The following is a 23,673-nucleotide window of genomic DNA, read 5'->3' as shown; positions in this document are numbered from 1 at the left end:
CGTTAAGATCATTATAATGAGATATTAAGACCTAGGGTATAGAATGTTGGCGTAGGACCATCATCGGGATCATTTTGAGGATCCCAGTATTTCCAATCCGTAAAGACAGCTGCATTGTTGGCATTCACATAAACCTTTGCATTTTTTATCCTCACCTTACTTAAAATGCTTTGTGGTAAGGAATAGGCTAATGCAATGGTATTTAACCGAACGAATGAACTTTTGCGAAACACATTGAAACTCGTTCCGCTCGTGCCTGAATTTAGGCGTGAGAAGTCATTAATTGGATTTTGTGGCGTCCAATAAGGCTGAACATAGGAAGACATACGGGCAAAACCTACGCTACCCGGTTGGTTCTTAGCTTGGTTGTATTGTCTTTGTTGTCCCCAGTTTGAAACCAACTGGAAGGAGAAATCGAATTTTTTGAATAAATTAAACTCATTTCTCATCGCCCACATAAACCTCGGTGTCTTGTAACCAAGATATTGTTTATCGGCATCATCATAAAGATAATTCCCGTCTACATCCTCCAACTTAAAATCTCCGGCTTTAATTGCGCCCTTAGTAAACTTGTTGGCTTCGGCCATTTCACTTTCCTGCCATACACCAAGAATCTTGTAATCCCAGATCACGTCAATGTCCTTCCCGATGAACCACCCATTTGCAGGTTCATTGGCACTAGTTGTCAACCTGACGATTTTATTTCTGTTCAAAGAAAAGTTAAAGCTGGTGTTCCAGGTCAGATTACCTTCTGTAATGTTTCTAGAGTTTAGACTGATCTCTAATCCTTTATTGTTTACCTCCGCAAGGTTAGAATAGTAATTTAGATACCCTGAAACCGGTGGAAGAGCGGGCCTTACCAGCAAATCAGTCGTTTTTTTATCATACACATCTACTGAACCACTAATCCGGCTATCCAATATACCAAAATCAAGTCCTACATTTAGAGAAGTTGTTTCTTCCCATTTAAGATCAGGATTACTTAAACGTGTACCAATGACTACCGTATTTACTTCTGAAGCTGCTCCAGAACTGTTTACCGTTTGATATTTCCCTATGTTTAACTGCGATAAGGCCGCATATGGATCAACAGTCCCGTTATCAGGATTACGAAGATCTCTGTTGCCATTGATACCATAAGACACGCGCAGTTTTCCATAATTCAACCATTTAACGGATTCAAGGAATGATTCTTCCGTAAAGTTCCATGCGAAGGCTGCTGCCGGAAAAGTTGCTCTTTTTGAATTGATACCAAAAACAGAATAACCATCTCGGCGAACAGACAAGGTTAGGTTGTACCGCTGCATCAGGCTATAGTTTAGCCTGGCCATCAAAGCATCTCCAGTATACACCTTGTCCTCACTATTGACACTCGCTTTAATGCCACTTGATACGTTATGAAAGCCCAGAAGATCATCGGGAATAAGTCCCTGATTCCCTGCCTCAGTCCACCAGGTCTGGTATTTTTCTGCATTAGCCAATAAAGTAACATCAAAACTATGAACACCAACGGTCTTGTTCCATTTCAACAGATTATCTACCTGCCAGTTATACCTGGTTTCATTAGCCCTTGTCACAACCCCGCCTGGGGTAGTCACGTTTGGATTTCTAGACGAGCTGTAGTTGAATGTACGATAAGAATCAAGTCCTGGACTAAAGTTAATCTGATAGGTAATTCCAAAAGGCAGTTTTGCTCTCGCAAAAAGACTTGCAAATAGCGTATTCTGCTTATCTAAACGATCATTATAGGTCATGTTAAGGAATGGATTCCTGGCATTTAATCCATTGTCGTCGGTTGGGATCCTGCGCAACGTACCATTTGCATTATACATATCACCATAAGGAGAAAGATTGGTCAACTGGGTCCAGTCTGCTGCAATAGAACCTTCATCTCTTGCGGCAAACTGTAGATTTAAACCTACAGTCAGGAATTTTGCAGCTTGCCCTTCCAGATTAACCCTGGACCGGAATGTATTGAATTCTGCGCCTTTGATTACATTTTCATTTTTCTGATAACCTAAAGACATGTAATAACTGATCTCCTCTTTTTTACCGCTCATACTCAGAGTATGATCCTGACGGAGCCCAGTCCGGAAAATTTCATCATACCAGTTTATCGTTTTGCCATCCAGGTAGTTCTTCTTTTCATTGGCTACCAGTCCCAATCTATTGAGCCATAGATCTACTGGATCGCCCGTTTGCCCATTCAACCATTGGGTCATCGTTACCCCTTCAGGTAGATTCCTTGGATCATTATAAAGATAGGGAGCCGTAACGGCACCACTTCTCATCACATCTCCACGCCAATTGATGAAACCAGGTCCATCATAAACGTCCATATTCTGAGATAGCGTAGCAATTCCAAAGTTTGAATTGAGGTTTATTGTTGGTGTATCACCTTTTCCCTTTTTGGTGGTAATTGCAACTACACCTGTAGCAGCCTTTGCACCAAAAACGGCTAATGAGCTAGCGTCTTTTAATACATCCACTGATTCAATGTCATTCGGATTAATGTCTGAAAGCTGTCCGTTGTAAATTACACCGTCCAATACAATCAATGGCGCAGTACCCGCACTTAACGTTGTCTTGCCCCTTACCAATAGGTCACCACCACCTTTGGCACTCGTATTCATACTCACGGAAAGGCCCGCAATATTTCCCTTTAGTATATCTGCAACACTTTGCGGGTTTTCATTTTCCAGCTGCACCGCTTTCACACTTGAAATGGCGCCGGTTACATCCTTTTTCTGTGCTGTTCCATAACCGATCACGACTACTTCAGAGAGACCTTGTGATTCTTCAACCAAAGTTATATTGATCTGGTTGCGATTGTTTACAGTAACTTCCTGTGTAGTAAAACCCACCGCTGAGAAAATCAATACCGCATTTCCAGAAACAGAAATACTATACCGCCCATCTGCGCCGGTGGATGCACCAATTTTAGAATTTTTAAGTTTTACGGATGCACCAGGTAATGGTGATCCATCTTTTTCTTTCACAGTCCCTGTTATGTCTCGCCCCTGACCAAAGGACAATACATAAGCAGATAGAAAGAACACAATTAGTAGTGTAATTCTTTTTTTCATCTTTTTGCTTGGTTAGAATTATAAATGGTGAGGTAAAACTATTCGATTAAAAGCATAAGAACAAGAAAAATATTTCATAACTAATTGAAAAACAAATAGATATAACAAAATACAATACACTTAAATCGCAAGAATAAATAAGGTTTTCCACTGATTATCATACTGTAAAGCGACTTTCTATTTTTGATGGTGATACACTATAAAAACATCAAAAAAAAGTTCAAAAAAAATGAAATAAGGCTCAAAAACAGGCCCATACCTTCTTTAAATAAGCTTTTAAGAATCCGGGCCTTATGTTTTTATCCTAAAAACTTATATATTAGGTTAAGAACAACTAAAATTCCCAAAAACATGATATTTTCACATTTAACCATTCGGGTTACCTTGCTCTGCATTTTGCTTTTTTCAGGTTTCCATGCCCTAGCAAACATCCAAAAACCTGTGTTCAAAGTCATTGCCTTTTATACAGCAAAAAATGACCAGGCCCATATCAGTTATGTTCATGAGGCTAATGAATGGTTCCCTAAAATGGCCAAACAGTATCAATTCAGTTATGACACTACCTCTAACTGGAGTAATATGAATCCAAAATTTCTATCACAATACCAAGTTGTTTTATTTCTGGATACCAGACCAGAGACACCTGAACAAAGAGCTGCTTTTGAAGCGTACATGAAAAACGGTGGGGGGTGGATGGGCTTTCATTTCGCAGCCTTCGCACTGGCAAAATCGACATACCCGGATAATTGGGATTGGTACCATCATGAATTTTTGGGCTCTGGTGCCTACGGCAGTAATACATGGAGACCAACATCGGCCATTTTAAGAGTAGAGGATCAAAAGCACCCAGTGACAAAGCAGCTTCCTGTAACTTTTAAATCTTCACCAAATGAATGGTACCGTTGGCAAAATGATTTACGAAAGAACCCCGATATCGATATTTTGCTCGCTATAGACAGTAGCAGCTTCCCTTTAGGTACCGGCCCAAAGGACTACGAAATTTGGCATAGTGGTTATTATCCGGTAGTGTGGAGCAATAAAAAATATAAAATGATGTATGTAAACATGGGCCACAACGACATTGATTATGAACATAAAACCAATAAAACGCTTTCTCTGACTTTCGACAATGAAGTTCAGAATAAAATGATCATCAATGGCTTGTTGTGGCTTGGCGCGGATAAAAAACGCGGCTGAGTTTTATTTATTAACGCCTGAATAGACGGCTTTTCTTAAAACCCCATCTTCAGTATCTCCGCCATACTCCCAATACATAGCACCGAGCATCCCGCGACTCAGGATGTAACTGCATTTTATTGCTATGGATTCAGGACTTTCATAAGAGCATACAAATTCGCCCTTGTCATTTTCCAAAAAAGGTACTTTAGCCTCATCATCCCATTGATTTTTAAAACCATTTAATTTTACCACTTCCTTATAATCAATAAAATTAGCAACACCGTTTTTTCCATGTCCATAAAAAGGAATGCCCAAAACTAATTTATTTAAAGGCATTCCTGCTTTTACATGCGCAGTTACCCCTTCATCCACGCTAATCCAGCCGGTATATTTGGAACGGTATAAACCTGCATTGTGATTAGGGGGATTGCCCATATCATAAGTCATAATGTTCACAAAATCGACAAGTGGCTCGATGGTCTTAAAATCGACATACTTTGCATCAGCAACAGAGGCCAGTGTTAATAATTTGCTTGTCCCAATCTTGTTTCTGATGGCCTTCATCATTAAGCTATAATTTTGCGTGTCTTCTGGAGCGGATGATATTTTAGCCGCAGCACTTGTAGGATACTCCCAGTCAATGTCAATCCCATCAAGCTTAAATTCATTTATTACCCTTAGACAATCTTCAGCAAACTTATTTCTATTGTCTTCAAGTGCAGCCATTTCACTAAACCTTCCGCTGCCCCATCCACCAATAGAAATTAAAACCTTTAACTTGGGATATTTAGCCTTCAAATCGGTCAAGCTTTTAAGTCGGCTTTCATTGTCAATACGAATCCCATTAAAATCGTTATTTACATGCCCAAAGGCATAATTTATGTGTGTGATGTATGCCGGATCAGGCATTACACTGGTCCAGGAAGTAACGTAAGCTACAGTTACCTTTTTCGAAACATTTGTTTGTTGTTGTGCCTTCTGTTGTCCCTGAACAACGCAAGTACAGCCTATAAGCCAGATCAATACCAGAGATGGAGTTAATTTTATCATGTTTATTAAGTTTTAAATGTAGTAGCTATATTTCTATTTAAGGTTTATACAATTTAGAGTTTTAAACGAATGTTAATTTTTGAAAGCAAAATAGAAAATACAATCATCGCCAATGCCCAGACCAGTGAGCCTACAACCGCTAGAAGCTGATTTGCATCTTGTTTATAGATAAAAATATGCAATCCCATACCCCAACTCATAAAGTAAATCACATCGGGTGCCAGGTAAGTTGTTAAAGAATTTTTACCGGCAGCCCCAAACATCCAGCCCCAACTGCTTTTACCTTTTATATCCACCAGGAAAAACAAAAGTGCATAGATCAGCATGCTGATACCGTTACAAACCATTGCCCAGCTCGGCGTACCAAATATTTTGGAAAGGATAAACCAGTTGCGAAGAAAAAAACCAAGTCCAAGGCAAATTACCCCTAAACAGGCAATGATTAAAGCTATTCTTTTTGAACTCATTTCTTTCTGTCCAAGCAACAGTCCCACCGTTAAACCAGCCAAAACAATTGAAGGTACGTTTCCATCTATTATAACCCCGAACACTGGATTTAAAAAGTCAAGCCACCCCAACATTCCAAGCTGGGAGAGGACATTCAATCCAATGAAAAATATCCATAAAGCGGCAATCGGCAACAGTTTTGACTTTAAAAACAAACAACCTAGTGCAGCTACAAGATAACCCCAGCCAATCAATCCCAAAATCCCCCACCATTCAATTTTCAACCAGGAAGGATGTTCGGGTTTACCTGACTTGAATATGGCCACAAGCACAATCAGCCCAATAAAGCCTAATATTCTTAATCCACTAAACCAATATTTACGACTCTCTTTTTCCGGATAATTATTCCAGATCAGAAAAATAGAAACATAAAGTAGTATTGCCCAGAGGTTATTGTCCATACCCGTGAGCGCGGAATTTAAACGCCCGGAGTTGAGCATTAATACACCTATAAGCAAAAGGCTCAATGTTCTAATGATAATGTGCGAGAAAATATACAGATCTGAATCCCCTTTCTTTTTACGGGATGTAATTGCATATGGAATGGACATCCCAACCATAAACAAAAAACCTGGAAAAACCCAGTCGGCCAAGCCCATCCCATCCACCTCACCCTCTGTATGCAGCAACCAACGAGGAACACCCCGCTCATACAGATCATTTACAAAAAGCATGAGAAAAAGGGTCAATCCTCTCATGATGTCAATCGATAAAATCCTTTGGATTTTTTCTGGAATAGCTTTGGTCATGGTGTGTTCTTTATTTGCCGGCTGCCCATAAAATGGCATTTCCAAACATGGTTTTAAATTCTTCAGACTTCAGTAAATTGGCATGATGTCCCATCAGGAAATAAACATTTCTGGCCTTCATTTTTTCATTGATCCAGATCACTGGGTGATCACCCATTTTAATGGAAGACGCAGGTTGATAGCTCGCTTCATCTACATTGGCCAGTACCTTAGCATTTGATCTCGGGTTTTTATCAAAAGTATACCACTCGTCGTCGGGAATAACAAATGAAGCGGGCAAGCCTTTCATTATCGGATGCTTTTTATCTTCAATATGTACGGTACCCGAAGCACGGGCAGCGATGTAACTTTTGAAACGTATGCCGCCCATAAAACCCGAGAACCAATTCCACATTGGGAAGCCATCAAACTCACCAAGCAAGGTGGCATGATGAAAACCAACCCAGCCGCCACGTCCCTTTTCAATATATCGCTCAAAAGCTGCTTTAGACTGATCCGTCCATGCATAAGGCGGATAATTCAATTGAATAAACAACTTATAATTGGAAAGATAATCTGCATCTACATCTTTAAGATTATTGATGATTGTAATTTCGAAATTATGATTTACCGAAAAATCATTAAGCCAAGCCAAGGCTGCGACTACAAAACCTTCATGCCCTCCTCCCCGCTCTGTAAGTACCAGCGCTTTAAATTTAGGCGGCTTAGCATTAACATTGGCTGTAAACACCGTAAAAACCAATATCAGCAATACAATCTGGTTAATAATTCTATTCTTCATATACTTTATACGTTTCAATTGACTGACATCCCTGCTACGGCCTGTAAAAACCAGCCAGTGTGAGGAATCCACTGTTCAGTCCAGCGCCATTCATTTCCATTATCCTCGATTTTAAAATCAATACCTGTTCCATCCCCATTTCCGTCTTTCCCCGTAATTCCATTTGATATCCCGCCCTTTCCGGTACCGTGACCATACATAGCACTCATGTGAGGGACATTTTTTTCTCCATACCCGTACATCATACACATATTATATGGGTTACAGCCCAAAATCCAGGAGACCAGATTACCAGCAAATTCTGAAAGCTCCGGTTTCAGTCCAAATGGTCCTTGACCGGGATAAACCAAACGGCCACCAACAATTGCGGCAGCAGCCAGCGAACCTAATCGTGCATTTTCACCCTGCCACCACCAACCACTTTCATTTTCATGGGGAATAAAAAAACCATTTTGCACTTTCCCTTTGTAAAGAAAACTCTGTCTGGGATAGCCAAAAGGGTTTGTGGTTTCGCTGGTTACTTTAAGATTATAATCAAGCGCCTTTTTGATGGTTAACAAAGCTAGATCTCTAAATTCCTTGTCCCTTTCTACATCAAGGTACCGGGCAAGCGCTATAACAGGTAAACCAGCATCTGCGGCATGCCAAAACGGGCGATCTTTGTCATTAGCGATGAAGTAACCCGCTGGAGAGAGACGCTTACTAAGGTTGTTTGACCGTAAACGGGCCTCATTGCGGTATAATGTTTTACCTGTAACCTTCCAAAGTTCTACGGCGGCCATCAGGGCACAATAATCATCAATGATGTTATCATTATGGTCATCTGCATATTGTGTACTAAATTTCTGCAAATGCACAAAGGCGACTTCCGCAGCATCCAGATATTGTTTTGAAGAAAATTCACCATGCATCTTCCATCTTGATACCCGTGCAAGCGCTGCGATGGCCATCCCACCACCTTCCCTGTAGGCACATTGGTAATCTGCTGTTGTCTTGCTATCTGCCAGCAAACCAACTACTCTCCTGGCATTGGCGTTCTTATCAAAATAGCTAAAAACAGTCATGTAAAAATATCCCTCGGCAGAAAGCGACCGCATCAGGTAATCCGCCCCATAAAGTGCTTCTTTAGTAAGTGCCTCCTTACTTCCGATCTGATCCAGAAAGGAAGGAATGGTTTCTACCGTATTGGTCATAGACCAGGTAACCATGGGAATTTGTTGGGGCAGCATAAAATTGGTATAAGCTAAATGGGAAAAATACTTACTTACATCGCCAGAAGCATCACACCATCCACCGCTCAAATTAACCGTCTTTTGACTTCCATATAGCTGGACGTTTTTGTCAGCTTCCTGCTCCTCAGGCGAGTTTGCCCTTTGATGGTTGAAGAAACTCACAATTGCGGGAATAGCAATTTTGCCAATCCCCTGCTCTTCAATTTTAAAACTGTAGGAATTGTAGGTTCTCCCTTCCACCGAAAGCCGGACATAATAAGTTCCAATGACCGAAAGTCCAGAAAAATTAACCTTGCTATACCAAACATCCATCCCCCAGTCCAGTACACGTTCTGATCTACCTACTTTTCCGGAGAACAAAACAACCGCATCCCCTTGCTGAACCACCTGAAATTCCAGGTTATCTGGCAAGGGGTGGTCACTTTTAACTACGGCCTGTTTGGGGCCCTTAAGATTATACGCAACCTGATTAACCAATATATGAATCGGTTCTACTGTTGCTGCGCCGGAAGATGGGATTGACACAATTGTCATTCCCATCAGTACCAGCACAACTGCCATTATCATATTGATATTTTTGGACACCATGTACTTAAAAAGCCAAAGATTTCATTCTTACACCAGATATTTTCACGTATTGATTGGCTGTGCCAGTCCCATTAAGGTTAGCAACAAAACCAAATGAAACCCTGGTCTCTCTTTCTATGGTAAAATTAATCGCAATGGTATATCCCTGTGCCGCAGTCGTTATCTGCATATAACTTGCATCTGTACTAAGGCCCGTAAAATTAATTATTGATGGACGCTTTATCAGCTCTGAAATGTCTGGAATATCCGTACCAGCCTTTGCGACAAAGTAGATAGCGGAATTCGCACTTGCATTACCCACCCGGGCTTCAAGACTATATTCCCCTGCCGGTAATAACTTAGATTGATAGATCTTACCATTGCTCATCGTATTCAAGGTTGGGGTGGTCCCGTTTTTTCCAGCTTCGAGAGACATTGTGGCAAAATTAACGACTGTTTCTGCAGTTCTTTCCACCCATGTTCCATAGGTATCAAAAGCAGTCCCCCAATTGTTTGCCTGAGCATTAGAAGTCCAGCCTGCCAATCTCCTCCAGGTTGCAGCATTTCCTGCAACCACAGCGCCTTGCGTTAAACTAACAGGTAAGAATTGTTGACCGGTTGTACTTTTCGGGTCCATTTTTCCAGGATTATCAATAAAACTGGCTGTAACATCAGTTCTTGCATTTATCCCTCTACGGTAGTCCGTATAGAATGTATCTATCGCTAAACTATCCGGAAGATATACAGTCCTGTAATCAAAAGTAGTTCGGTATTTATAATTCAACAACTGAGCAGTTGCTGAGTTGGTCAACCTTTTCGCTCTTGCCGCCGCATTGGATGTGTTGGTATACAAAATATCCATGTAAAGCGCTCCACTCGTTTTATCAAGCCCTCCCCAGGAAATGGTAGCTGTCGAATTTTCAAGAGAAACATCTGACACAGGCATATTAACCAATGATGCTGCATAATTATTACCATACACCTTTACACCACTCTTAACAACCGGTATAGAGGCATGCATTTGTGAATCGTAGGTAATGACTTCAAAGTTATAAGACCCTTCGAACAAATTACTTACATATTGCTTAAGTGTATCTACGGCTAGTTTACGCGTAACAGGCACTATTAAAGAATCCTGTCGACTGTTCCAATAGATTTTACAGAGGGTGATTTTACGATCAGAAATAAATAGCCCTTGAACCAGCACGCGATTCCGTCCTGATCGTATGATCAAGGAATCCACTCTGCCGGTATAAGATATTTCACCGTCCTTAACATACTTTTTAAAATCATCCATCTTTGTGCAGGATGCTATACCTGCCATGCATATCGCAAGCAGGAACAATAGAGATCTGATATTTAGAATATTCTTCATTTCCATTCAATTAATCATTAATTATTTAGGATTTCCGTATGCCTGAACTTCCGTAATCAATAGGAAATTCGTCCCCTGCCAGTTACTTAGATTTTTTATTCTCAGATAGCGTAGTTTAGGAACATTGATATCAAGATCCCAGCTAAATCCTGCCTGTGCGGTGGTTAAATCCTCATCGCTGACTTCTCCATATGGTAACCCGGAAGGTTTCACAGATTGATAGGTGCCCAATTTGTACCAGCTGTCATATGATCCATCAGGATTAGGATTTGCGGAACCCCATATTTCAAAGTTTTTCATGTTCCCCCTATAAAAGTATGTCTTTCTTGCACTAATCGTTTCAGGGTAATCCCAGATCACAAGGCGACTAAGTTGAGCGGTCTGACCGAGATCAAATGTAATTGAATGTGGCCCTTGATCTGTTACGGTTGGCGGTGTATAAGCACAACTTGGCCAAGCCACTGTCTCCCCATCCCACATCCTTTTTATCCCCGTTGCATCTATTCCATTATTCGAAAAATTAGCTTTCTGATCTCCAGGCCATATTACCCCTGGCATTTCTTTATACAAAGATTTAGCGAGTGGCATTTCAAATAGCGGGGTAACTTCGGCAAATAGCGTATCTGTTTGGTTCAAAAACCGATCGCGGATAACCACTGCTATTTTAATAGGAACAGTCTCTAATCCTCTTATATTTTTACTAACCACCTCGGCAGCCGTATAAATACCATCAAACGGAACCCAACCTTTATAGCCTTGTTGTCTCATCGGAATAATCGACAAATTTGCTTTGGCGGTGTTCGTTAAAGAAACATTAATCCCTCCAAAAGCCGCCACAACCTTCATGGTTCTAAAAGCAATTTGTATTGCATTTTCCAAGGGCTTAATCTGAACGGTTATTGGAGCAGAGGGAACTTCACTTTTATTAACTACCCTCAAGGTTACCGTATGTACTTCTGTATCACCAAATCCATCAACCACCATCTGACTGGTATAAAAAGAAGCCCGAACCTCACGTTTAGCACCAGATAACAAAGTATATTCTGCTTTTACATAAGCGATGTCATCATCCGTAGGCAAAGTATAAGTTAGGGTAGCTTGCCCAGATTGGTTGAGTACTTTGACATTGGATACAGTCCCCGGTGGAGTCATATTATTGCCTAAAGGGCCAATGATGTCCTTTTGGCATCCGTATAGCACGATGAATATCAGCGCTATCATTAAAATTGATTTAAATAATTTCATTTCTATTAATTTAAGGTGACTACCATCCTGGATTCTGAACTAAATTTGTGTTTACTCTGAAAGCTCCGGTTTGAATTGGCCATAAATAGTCTCTCGGAGCAATAAATGTCTGGTTGTAAATTACTCTTGGCTGATAATAACCTATAGCAGAACTTTGACTGATTGTCCAACCCGTAATTGCTGCATTTAATTCTTCAGCAGCCGTCTTCCATCTTCTAAGATCCCAAAAACGACTTCCCTCAAATGCCAGTTCGATACCTCTTTCTCGTCTAATCAGTTTCCTCATGTAATCCTGATTACCTAATCTTGCACCTCTATCTTTTGTAAACTGTGTCCAGGATTCCCGAACGCCTAATAGTCCAGCTCTTACCCGAATCAAATCCAGGTATTTAAAGATATCCGGATCTGTTGGACCATTCGCTTCATTTAAAGCCTCGGCATACATCAAGTACAAATCAGCCAATCGAATTTCCGGCCAGTCATAGGGCTTAACTGTATTAGAATTTGAGGAATTAGTCAGGTTAGCTTCCACTAATTTTTTAATAAAATATCCGGTTTCGTTATAATAGCCTTCAGCCCCAGAATTACCGGGTTGAGTATATTTTGCCTGCATATAGAAGGTTCCTTCATCACCACCACCTGCTCCCGGATTATTAGCGACCATATACCACACACCCCCATCAAATCCAAGATCGGCATAAAAACGAGGTTCACGATCAAAGTTAACCCGCGCCGTTTGGTAGCCTTGACTAATTGCAAAACGTTCTTCATTTGTTGCCGTACGCAATTGGTTTTTTATAGAGAAATCAAGCTCACTATCTTCATTCATCGGCACTCCGTTCTTGGTATAAAACAAATCTGTGATCTTCAGAGGAGCAGAGAGCTGTCCATTTGAGTTATTCGGTGTGAAACTAGCGGCCAGACATCCCATAGCAACCCGTTGAAGCTGCCCCGCGTAACTATTGGACAAGCCCCATACCCGCTCTGTGTTCCATCTCTCTGAAATCACATTTCTCAATGTCATTTGCTGATTGGTAAATGGTGACAATACCGATGATGGTACCGCTGTATACAGTTTAATTCCCGCTTGCTCACAAATATCAATGGCAGCTTTTGTGGCTAATGCTGCACGATCCCATTTGGTTTTATCAAAGATTGGGTTTACCAATTGAGTTCCGTCTTTATTTTTAAGGGATGCGTAATCCGGATTACCATTAAACAATGGACTCGCGGCCAAAATCAATAATTTCGCTTTTATAGCCAAGGCGATCGGCTGCGTCATCCGACCAAGTTCTGTGGCCCGCTCACCTATCACAACAGGAAGGTAAGGAACAGCCTCGTCAATTAGGTTAACCACATAATTCACACAGTCATCAAAAGGCGCTCTGGTTACCATCATGTCTGAAGTAGGCGCATCGATGTCAATGTTTTTGTCAATAAGCGGAATGGGGCCGTAAGCTCTTAAAAGTTGGTAATTATTAAATGCTTTGAGAATTTTTGCTTCTGCCAACCAGCGCGACCTCATATCGGATGTCAGGTCGTAGACCTTTTCTTCATCACTCACATTTTCTATGAATATATTACATTGTCTGATCGCTTGATATCTTCCATTCCAAACATTCGAGATTGGACTTGCAGCAGTTTGGCGCCCCAGGGCTATATCCCACATCATCAACGCACCTCTGGTATCAAATGTGCCCCTGCGGCTACTGGGTATCCATATTTCATCGCCTCCAAGAAAACCAGGATTACTAGTTGGATTTCCATCATTAGGCAAGTAAGAATAGCAACTGAACAAAAACTTTTCTGCCTCGCTTTTACTGGTAAAGGCGTTGTCGATCGTAGGCACATTATCTGGAACTACATCCAGGTATTTTTTACAGGAAAAATTCGCAAATATTAATAAAGCTAATATTGGCCAAATCTTTTTTGATTGCATTATATTTTTCATCAGAATTTATTTTAATAATCTATATTAAATCAAGAACTAAGGTCAAAAGCCAATATTAACACCCAGATTATATATCCTTTGAAGCGGATAGTCCAGGCCATTCCCACGCACTTCCGGGTCCCATAATTTGAACTTGCTTATCACAAAAAGATTCCTTGCGCTTGCATAAATCCGGAATGAGCTTAAACCAACTCTTTTTTTGAAATTGCCTTTTGGCGTATAACCAATTTCCACTTGCTGAAGCCTTAAAAAAGCACCATTACGCAACCACCAACTCGAATTAACGTAATTATTGGGCGTTGCAACACTGCTTAAACGCGGGAAAAATGCGTAAGAATTTCGACTGTCTTCAGACCAATGGTCATCAGCGACGGCTTGCAATACCCGGGTTTGATATCCGCCGATTTGGAGAAAGGGAGCTATACCACTTTTACTCAAATTTTCGGTATCAAATCCACCACTATTCACAAAGAAAGCAATACGGGCATTCCCCTGCATTTGTGCGCTCAGGTCAAAGTTTCCGTAGGCAGCAGAAAATCCAAAGCCGTAAGTAATTTCCGGGGTATTAGGTAGCCCCATAAAAACCCTATCGTCATCATTAATAACGCCATCTCGATTCACATCTCTGTATTTGATATCCCCGCCTCTTACTTCCATATTTCCGGCTATCGCTTTCTGGCTTGGTGAGTTGGCCACCTCTATATCATCTGTAAATAAACGCTCCGCAATAAAACCCATCATTTCTCCAGAAGAGTGACCTACTCTGTACAAATGAGCCAGACTTGCCGGATAAACCGGTTCATCATATTTTACAATTTTATTTGTTGCAAATGTAAATGTGCCCCTTACCTGAACAAATCCTCCTCTAAAGGACTTGCTATAATCGGTTTGAAAATCAACACCTTTACTATCCTGAACACCCACATTAGCACTTGCATTTGCGACTAAACCCATTGTTGTTGGGATGCCACTTCGTACTTGCAAAATATTAGAGGTCCTTTTCTGATAGGCATCTATAGTGAAATTTACAGCATTGAAAAAGGAAAGATCCAAACCTATGTTAAGCTGCCGCGATTCCTCCCATGTAATTGCGGGATTGGCATATCTTAAAATACTCACTCCATTTCGGTAATATAGTGTAGTAGGATCCTCACCAAATGAGGCTCCATTACCATTGGTCAGATCTATATTCGATAAATAAAAGAACCTATCCGTATCGTTTCCAATCTGGTCATTGCCATTAAATCCGTAGGAAGTTCTGATTTTAAATAAGCTTACCACCCTACTTAAAGGTTTAAAAAACTGCTCATTAGATAAAACATAACCAACACCTATAGAGGGGAAAAAACCAAAGCGATTCTTTTCTGCAAACCGTTCTGTTCCATTGTATCCAAAGTTAAATTCGGTCAGGTACTTATCGTCATATCCATAAGTAAATCTACCTGAGAGGCCAACATTTCGTTTTGGCAATGAATTTTGCAAGCTCCCCGCATTACCAGAAAGAGAGTTCCGTAAAATTCCAACGAGCATTCCACCCACCGTATTTTTTTTAAATACCTGATTATAATTAATGGCCGCCTCAGTGTACAGCGAAGACTTGATATCTTTAGTTCCTTCACCATAACTTAAGTAATCACTACCCACCTGGCCGACATTGGTTGGACCTCCATTGTTTAGTTCAGTTAAAGTAATATCATTCCCGTCGATTGAACTGGCATTGTAATAAAACGGGCTATAAGCACGTGAAACTGCATAACTATTGTTACGTTGCACATAGCCCATAAAGCGTGCTTTCAAGCCCGGAAGTATAGCAGCTAAATCCTGGTTCACTTCAATCTGGGGTTGAAGATTAGAGTTATTAGATTGCTTATACCCTCTAACAAGGTCGGCATACGGATTAATATATAGGTTCCCACCAATGATAGATCCTGGGACATTCTCTACCACAGCATTACCGAATAAAACATGTTTTACACGTGGCGCATAAGATGAAGGGAAAGTCATAGGGAAATTAACCGGATTTGAAAACATAGCCCTTTGAAAAACGTCCTTCCCGCTGCCAAGTGGGCCGTTGTAATCATCAAATTGGCCATATACCCTGATGTCGGCTCTTGTGGTTTTTGTTAAATTTAAGGTCACATTAGATCTTATTGAATAATTGATCAGCTTAACGTTACTGTTAAAATTATTTAATTGATCAACTTTGTAGATACCGTTATCTATATTCAAAGTCCCGGCAACATAGTAGCTGGCCTTATCAGCACCACCAGTTACACTCGTATTGAAACGCTGATTGTAAGTATAATCCTTTATGGTCTGTTTTATCCAGTCATTGCTTGGGTACAAATAAGGGTTGGCCGTACCAGACGCAGTCCGGTCAATCTTGGTCTGAGAATAAGGGATGGGATTTAGCGGATTCCTGGTTAATGCAGCTTCATTCGCCAAATTCATATAGGTAATATTATCTGTGTATTTAAGATTTTCTGTATTACCAGATATGGTATGATCCGTACGGAAAGCAAATTTGGTTTTCCCCGGTTCACCCTCCTTTGTTTTAACTAAAATTACCCCATTTGCACCTCTGGCACCATAAACAGCCGCAGCAGTAGCATCTTTTAACACAGAGAAACTGGCAATATCATCCGGTTGTAAACGGGCAAGATCATTTTGTGTCGATTCGACCCCATCAATCAAAATCAGGGGGTCTACTTTACCTGCACCAAAAGAACCAAGCCCTCTGACAAAGAACGACGCGTTGTCGGATCCCGGCTCTCCCCCACTTTGATAGCCAATTACCCCAGCCAACCGGCCGGCAAGCATTTGGGTAAGGTTACTGGTAGGGCCCTTCAGTTCTTTAGGATTGATTGTGGTAACCGAACCGACCATTGTCATCTTCTTTTGCGTACCAAAACCCACTACGGCCACTTCATTCAATGAATTGTCATCGGCTTTCATCACGACATTCAGTACATAGTCGCCCGTAGCGGAAGCCTTAAGGCTTTTTATATCAAATCTTTGGGTTACATAACCAATAAACGAGATCGATAAAACACCAGTTTTGGGTGCTTCAATTTTATAATTTCCGGCTACATCTGTTGATGTCGATATTTTAGTTCCTGATACTAAAACACCAACCCCAGGTAAAGCGCCAACACTATCTTTTACAGATCCTCTTACTTTTACCATGTCTTGGGCTATGCCACTCCCAGATATTAAAATCAGCAAAAGAAAGATTAAAAAATCGCATAATTTATACTTCATAATACATATTTGTAATGGTTTAGGTATTGTTAATTAAATTTTAGGCCATAGGATTCCACTGACAGATTTTAGGAATCTGCCTTAGTTAAAATGGAAATACGATAAATTGCCTGTGGTTAAGGAAGTGTGAGTCTAAGTTTGTTCATGTGGTTTGGTTTAGGTTTACAATTGGTTAGTTAGCAAAAGCGGAAAGTTTTAGGCAGTTCCGATTGTTAATTGTGGTAATAAATTGTTTTGTAGAAATTGAACACGACAGGTCTGTCGATTCACAGGAGCAGTAATTCTTTTCATCGTTTATTTGGTTAGAATGAGGTTTAATAACGTAAAGCTATTCCAATCATATGACAAGTGCAAGAAAAATAAATCATAACACATTGATAAATAATAACTTAAATAAAAAGCAATACACTTCATTTACAAGCATGAATAGGGATTTTCTTTAATCATGATGGCTTTAACATGTATTCGCCCTTTTGTGACGATACGCTAAAAAAACATTAAAAAAAAGTAAAAAAAATGCTATTAACAGTCAACTAAGAGGCGATTTCATTACTTAAGACTCAAAAATTAGCTTACTCCATCCCCCTTCGCCCGCATTTTTCAACTCTTTTTTTCTTTCTTCCAGTATCTTTTGCATTTTACTGTTGTATGCCCAGCAGGTTCCTTGCCGGATCAAGAGTAACTGGGACAGTTTATGAGAGGATATTTTACCTTTGGTAGAGTAAACAAGAAAAAGCATGTAGAAGGCTTTATTGATTGGAATCCTACTGTTCTGAAAAATGGTATAAGCAATAACAGACTCGTCGTATCCACATTTTGTACATCTGCGGCTAAAAGGTAAAAAACCTGAAAGATATTGTGTATTCTGGCACTTCCTACAGGCATAGCCGTTTGCCCACTTTAATTCGGACAGGTATTTAAAGCAGGTCTCCCTGTCTGGATATATTTTACTGAACTCAGCAAAATCAACTTCATCTGACATTACACGTGCACGCGTTACCTTTTCAATATTCAAATGCAGCTCCTGGTTGTCCTTTTCCAGCATTGCATTCATCAGCGAGATTTCTTCATTCTGCTTCTCGATAGTGGCGGCTTTATCACTCACCTCTTTTGTTCGTTCATCAACCAATACAGTGAGCTCTTTATTCAATGTATCTTTCAATCTTTCATTGATCTGCAACTGTTGAATCATTCTCCGCTGTGCTTTATCCTTCTTTTTTCTTAGCCCCCGAACGCTATCGCCAATAGCAAAGGAAACCAAAATCATTTCAACGACAAAGCAGAAGCTTAAGCTATAATGAGTGATCGGCCCATAAGGAAGCCAAGGCACATTTAAAAGTACCAATGCTTTAATAACCAGTCCAAGAAATAGAAATGAATAGCCTACCACAAAAAAACGGCCCGGCTTATACCCTCTTTTCCAGATATAGATCCCTGAGCCTAGAGCAAGGGCCAGAGGAATCACTTCAATCATTTTATAAGTAAACAAATGACGATCGAACAGGCAGCAGATAAAAAAGACCGTTCGAAGAACGATAACCGCAATTATACTCCAGTAAAGTCGGGGGGCCTTGCTTTTTACGTACAAAAAATTCAGGGTAAAAAGCAAGCCAAATATACTGCTGGAATACAAAAACACACCGTAAGCATATTGGTTCCATTCAGGATGATTGGGCCATAAATACTGAAATGCAACTCCATCAACACACATTTCATACAAACCAATACTAAGGTTGTACGCTACATAATATAGGTATTGCTTTTGCCGAACGGCCAAAAACATCAAAAGGTTATAAAAGCTAAACACTACTATCATTCCATAAAAGACACCGAAAAAAAGATATTCCTCAGTCGCGTAATGAACAATCCAGCGAAGGTTTCTGAGTACGACAATCACGCTGGCCGTTTGCGAAGATTTTACCCTTATGTAATAGGTTTCTTCCCTTGCGTTGGAATTGTCCAGATTGAATAAAAAGTTCTTATGGGCATATTCTCTTAGGCTAAAATTGTACTGCGCACCAAATGTGTATTTCTTGTAGGTATTGTTTCCCTCGGGCGCATACAAATTGATGTCATCAATGGTCTGATCAAAAAATTCAAGCACCCAATGTTCTTTTGATTGTGGAACAAACGCAATTCTTATTTTAAACCAATAAGCAGATTTAGGATTAGGACTTTTGGGGGTATAAACCTTACTTTTTGCGAAGTGAATATCTGTTCTTCCTTTTAGGATGTCTTCAAATTTCAAAGTACCACTCGTATCTTCGAATTGCTCAATCTCCCCATACCCAAATATATGATGTGGTACTTGATCATCAATTTTAACAGTCTGCTGTGCATTACAGAAAGAAAGCATGAATCCCAAAAACGTAATGGTAATAAAGAAAAATACCCGGACAAATTTTATCATCTATTGTTGATTTCTGATTGTACTATGTGCTATGGCCATTTGTGACCCCTGCCCATAGCGGTCAATTTATACAAAAAATTGGGTTATGTAGCTTTTTAGCTCCATAACCCAAATCATATGCCTCTAGACAAATCACTGTATTTTTATCAATGACCTGACCTTGCTGGCTTTTCTAATATGGTAGATTTGAATTTCTTGAAGCAGAACATACCGAACCAGGCTACATACAAGTAACATACGGCAGGTAACAGGAAGGAATTCTGAATACCAATCGCATCGGCCAAACTACCTTGTATCAATGGAATTACGGCTCCGCCCAGTATGGCCATCACCAACAGAGAAGAACCCTGACTTTTATATTCGCCCAGTCCTGAAATAGAAAGGGTAAAGATATTAGACCACATAATCGAGTTGAAAAGGCCTATCCCCAAAAGACACCACATAGAAAGCGCACCTCCTGTAAATACCGTAATGAGTAGTAGTGCAATATTAATTACCGCAAAAATGGCAAGCATCAAAGCTGGAGCAGATTTGCCGATGCTGAAGCCTACAAGGTTAATGACAATAAAGATGATGAACCACTGCATCTGTGCAAAATCAAGATCTACAATCGTGTAAAGCAATACAAATAGACCTACACAAACCAATACCATGTACAACATTTTTTTACTGTTACTCAGCACATCATTCATGCTGATGGCCCCTAAAAATCTGCCAATCATGGCACCGCCCCAGTATAGAGACAGATAATTTTTAGCTACCGTTTCTTTTAATCCCATGATATCGCCATGTTCCAGGAAACTGATCATGAAACTACCAATGGTTACTTCGGCACCTACATAAAAGAAAATAGCAAAAATCCCACCTTTTAACTGCGGGAATCGTAGTGCCCCCAGACCATCCAGCGCCGAGTGATCACTTTTAAAATCAGGTAACTTTACTTTATAAATGAAAAGGGTTAGTAACACGAATATGCCCGAAAATATAAGGTAAGGCATTTTAGTAGCGCCAGCAGAAAGATGCCCATTTGTGGCGAAAAAATGAAAGATCAGATAACCACCAAAAATTGGAGCGATGGTGGTACCAAACGAGTTAAAGGCTTGTACCAGGTTGAGTCTGCCGGATGCGGTGCTTTCTTTTCCCAATAAGGAAACATAAGGATTTGCCGTAATCTGTAGTAAGGTAAAACCCAGTCCTAAAATAAAAAATGCGGCCAGGAATAAACCATACACAGACAGCGTTGCCGCCGGATAGAACATCAGACAGCCCAGCGCCGAAACCACTAAGCCTAGCAATAAACCATTTTTATACCCGATTTTATTAATAGGATCCCCTTTAAAATGGGAGATCAGGAAATACACCAATGAGCCAATGAAATAGGCCCCAAAAAAGCAAAACTGAACCAGCATGGCTTCCAGGTAATTCAAGACAAACAGTCCCTTCAAGTGAGGGATCAGGATATCGTTCATGCAGGTGATAAATCCCCACATAAAAAAAAGGAAAGTAAGGGAAACCAGAGGTGTAGTATAATTTTGCCCTACAGGGGAATTTTCTTTTTGATCAGCAGTCTGCATTCGTTTATAGTTTTGGTTGTCGAATATATAAATATTTTATTTATCCATTGTGGTTCTAGCTATAGCTATTTTAACCGGGTTATTTTTTTATTGGGAACAGCTGCCTTTTAACATTCCAGCCATAAACCGCTACACTTAAAGACGTGTTTCCTTGTTCAGAAGCCCCCACAACTATCATTTTTTCTTCGCCAGGCAATACACTGAAATAATTATCGGAATAGAAAGCAGGAAGAATCCGTTCGCCTGTTGTGGTGTTGACCAGGGCCACCCGATTAAAAAAGGCCAGGGTGTTGGTTGCATCATTTTTTAACCTGACTTCAATTTCCCCTTTTGTTGTCTTCGTAGCTGTAACTTTTAATTCAGCCGATTTCATCTGCTGCAGGCCGGTATACTTTCCGTCCGACCCCGGCAGCCAGTAGAAATTTTCGCTCAATACCTGTTGCTGGGGATTTAGCAATTTCAATAACACAAAAGCACCATCCTTGCCCTTCATTTTCTTTAACTGCGTCTGGATCGGAAACATACGCTGTACTGTCGAAGGTGCGATTTCGGCAAATGCCTGCACCTGATCCTGTAGTTTCCCGTCCAGGTCATATATACTGGCCTGCACCATGATGTTACGCTGTGTAGCAAAACCATTATTGACTACAGTAAGCATACTATCCAATGGGTTCATCATAATGTGCAGGGGTTCCGCACCTTTCCGGGTACCGTATAAACAGGCATTTACATCCAGGTAATAATCGTACATCTGTCCACGCATAGATGTCCATGGGTTTTGGGTTTTCCAGATGATCGTTCCAGTATACCAATCCCACATGTGGGCCGAAAAACCTTCCATCAATGCGCGGTATTGGTCATAATTTACCAGCTGCGCTTTCATCGCAAAATCTCTCGCATCTTTCGCTTTCCCGTAAGGATCAATGTGATGATCGTAGGGAATATATTTGTGGTAAGCCCATACCGAATCTGGCTCCTGCCCGTTTTGCGGTGCAATCATATTTTGCTTCGGAATAAAGCGCTCCAATGAAGCATAGTCGCCAACGCCTACTGAGCCGACCTCAGAATTGTAAGGATAAGTTTTGTAAGACCAAAAAGTTTTAGGGTCCTGGATGTTATATGGCCCATCGCCATTTCCACCAATGGAATTGTAGGACATGTCGTTGGTATTGGAATAATCAAAGAAATAACGTGTGCCATCTAGTTCAGGAAGAATCCTCTCCTTCAGTGGGAGCAGAATATCATCCGGCGGGGTAATTTCATTGCCACCGCACCAAAAGGCCAGGGAAGCATGGTTCCGGATCATCTTGATCTGATCAGCAGCAGCGGTCAATACCAGCCCATGATCATCTGGGTATTGCCTGCGGATCCACTGGTCGTCCTTTTTCAAAGGATCCTGCCATTTGCCATTGCAATCGCCACTGAACCAGAAATCCTGAAACACCAACATACCATATTTATCACAAGCCTCATAAAACTCCGGTCTTTCGATAATTGCACCACCCCAGATCCGAATCAGGTTAAGGTTCATATCCCTATGGAACCGCACCTCGGCATCATAACGTTCATTAGAAAAGCGGAGCATCGCATCAGAGATGATCCAGTTGCCGCCTTTTATAAATATCTTTTGTCCGTTTACCAGGTTTTCCCTACTACGGGTTTGTTCGTTCCAGCGGGTAGAGATTTCTCTAACCCCAAACTGAACATTTTCCAGGTCTGCGGTTTTGCCCGCAGCATCAACAAAGCTAAAACTGATTTTGTACAATGGTTGTTTACCATAGCCACTTGGCCACCAGAGCTTCGGATTTTTCAATTCGAAATCAGGCAGCTTTACGGTTTTCTTTTCTCCCGATTTTAAAGCTACAGCTGTTTTAATAACCTTACCATCCAGGGTGTATTGGATGAATCCGCTAACGGTCCGGTTTAAAGGATTTTCTATTTCGCATGAAGTACGGATCATGGCAGGCTGTTGGATACCTTCTGGTAAACGGATGCCTGGCACCAGGGTCACCACATGCGGATTTTCAAGGTTTATACCTTTAGTTTTTTCGATGAAGACTTTATCCCAGATTCCTGTATTGCGGTCACGAACAGGCTGAATCCAATCCCAACCCGCAGTATAGGCGGTAGTTAAACCTTTAGCGATGGTACCATCACCTCCCTGCCCACCGTTTGGTGCACCGGGGAAATCTGGTGGATAAACCAATATGGCCAGTCTGTTCTCTCCATTTGCGGCCAAAAGCTTGGTAATGTTGTATTGCTGGCGAAGGTGCATTCCTTCATGTGTGATAGCATTTACCTTTTTGCCATTCAAGAAAACTTCACATTTGTAATTTACGCCTCTTAGTTTTAACCAAATTTGTTCATCACCCACAGCAGTTTGGGTAAAAGATTTTACAAACCAGTAGGTATAATAAGCATTGCCGGTATCATACACATCTTTGATCTGCAGGTTATTCATCCCATAAAAAGGATCGGGAACTTTTTTATTGTTCAGTAAGGTAGTCAGTACTGTTCCGGGAACTGTTGCTGGCATCCAATTGTTTAAAGAATATCCTACTGTAGAGATTTGACTGCCGCCAACCTGTACTTCTTTAATATTTGCACAGCGCCATCCATCAGTTAACTCGTACCGCTGCTGCGCCGACAAAGTTGAAAAAGTAAATACGCAATAAACTAAGAACAGTATTTTTTTCATAGTATTTA

At 40.7% G+C, this 23,673-nt stretch carries 13 protein-coding genes; 1 reads left to right on the top strand and 12 read right to left on the bottom strand.

The window, feature by feature from the left end:
• Positions 1 to 11 precede the first annotated feature (11 nt).
• Complete coding sequence (locus EZ444_RS14745; RefSeq protein WP_131609928.1) at positions 12 to 3,086, bottom strand: SusC/RagA family TonB-linked outer membrane protein; 3,075 nt, start codon at positions 3,084 to 3,086, stop codon at positions 12 to 14.
• Positions 3,087 to 3,437: 351 nt separating this feature from the next.
• On the opposite strand from EZ444_RS14745, the gene EZ444_RS14740 reads away from it, so the two are divergent.
• The gene (locus EZ444_RS14740; protein WP_131609927.1) at positions 3,438 to 4,283 is read left to right on the top strand and encodes a ThuA domain-containing protein; all 846 of its coding nucleotides are present in this window, start codon (positions 3,438 to 3,440) and stop codon (positions 4,281 to 4,283) included.
• A 3-nt stretch (positions 4,284 to 4,286) separates the two neighbouring features.
• On the opposite strand, the gene EZ444_RS14735 is transcribed toward EZ444_RS14740, so the two are convergent.
• The 11 genes from EZ444_RS14735 to EZ444_RS14685 form a co-directional block, all read right to left on the bottom strand.
• Positions 4,287 to 5,315, bottom strand: coding sequence for a glycoside hydrolase family 18 protein (locus tag EZ444_RS14735; protein WP_131609926.1), 1,029 nt, complete (start codon positions 5,313 to 5,315; stop codon positions 4,287 to 4,289).
• A gap of 53 nt (positions 5,316 to 5,368) precedes the next feature.
• On the bottom strand, positions 5,369 to 6,610 hold the full coding sequence (locus EZ444_RS14730; RefSeq protein ID WP_225874740.1) for a DUF5009 domain-containing protein: 1,242 nt from the start codon (positions 6,608 to 6,610) through the stop codon (positions 5,369 to 5,371).
• The gene (locus EZ444_RS14725; protein WP_131609925.1) at positions 6,582 to 7,352 is read right to left on the bottom strand and encodes a ThuA domain-containing protein; all 771 of its coding nucleotides are present in this window, start codon (positions 7,350 to 7,352) and stop codon (positions 6,582 to 6,584) included. The genes EZ444_RS14730 and EZ444_RS14725 overlap by 29 nt, the downstream gene beginning before the upstream one ends.
• Before the next feature lie 14 nt (positions 7,353 to 7,366).
• Positions 7,367 to 9,151, bottom strand: a complete 1,785-nt coding sequence (locus EZ444_RS14720) for a glycoside hydrolase family 9 protein (protein WP_205945275.1) — start codon at positions 9,149 to 9,151, stop codon at positions 7,367 to 7,369.
• A 25-nt stretch (positions 9,152 to 9,176) separates the two neighbouring features.
• Entirely contained in the window at positions 9,177 to 10,526 is a 1,350-nt protein-coding gene (locus EZ444_RS14715) for a DUF4998 domain-containing protein (RefSeq protein WP_165503622.1), read from the bottom strand.
• A gap of 21 nt (positions 10,527 to 10,547) precedes the next feature.
• Positions 10,548 to 11,771, bottom strand: a complete 1,224-nt coding sequence (locus EZ444_RS14710; protein ID WP_131609923.1) for a DUF5000 domain-containing lipoprotein — start codon at positions 11,769 to 11,771, stop codon at positions 10,548 to 10,550.
• Between the two features lie 19 nt (positions 11,772 to 11,790).
• Positions 11,791 to 13,722, bottom strand: coding sequence for a RagB/SusD family nutrient uptake outer membrane protein (locus EZ444_RS14705; RefSeq protein WP_225874739.1), 1,932 nt, complete (start codon positions 13,720 to 13,722; stop codon positions 11,791 to 11,793).
• A gap of 42 nt (positions 13,723 to 13,764) precedes the next feature.
• On the bottom strand, positions 13,765 to 16,983 hold the full coding sequence (locus EZ444_RS14700) for a SusC/RagA family TonB-linked outer membrane protein (protein WP_205945274.1): 3,219 nt from the start codon (positions 16,981 to 16,983) through the stop codon (positions 13,765 to 13,767).
• Between the two features lie 553 nt (positions 16,984 to 17,536).
• Positions 17,537 to 19,393, bottom strand: a complete 1,857-nt coding sequence (locus EZ444_RS14695; RefSeq protein WP_131609922.1) for a 7TM diverse intracellular signaling domain-containing protein — start codon at positions 19,391 to 19,393, stop codon at positions 17,537 to 17,539.
• Positions 19,394 to 19,539: 146 nt separating this feature from the next.
• Positions 19,540 to 20,967 carry a sugar MFS transporter gene (locus EZ444_RS14690; RefSeq protein ID WP_131609921.1) on the bottom strand — a complete coding sequence of 476 codons (1,428 nt, stop codon included), beginning with the start codon at positions 20,965 to 20,967 and terminating at the stop codon, positions 19,540 to 19,542.
• Between the two features lie 79 nt (positions 20,968 to 21,046).
• Positions 21,047 to 23,665 (bottom strand): glycoside hydrolase family 2 protein, encoded by a 2,619-nt coding sequence (locus EZ444_RS14685; RefSeq protein ID WP_131609920.1) that lies wholly within the window; start codon positions 23,663 to 23,665, stop codon positions 21,047 to 21,049.
• Positions 23,666 to 23,673 lie beyond the last annotated feature (8 nt).

The sequence above is a fragment of the Pedobacter hiemivivus genome, from assembly GCF_004331685.1.
Classification (GTDB): domain Bacteria; phylum Bacteroidota; class Bacteroidia; order Sphingobacteriales; family Sphingobacteriaceae; genus Pedobacter; species Pedobacter hiemivivus.
This window is presented reverse-complemented; position numbering and strand designations above follow the sequence as displayed.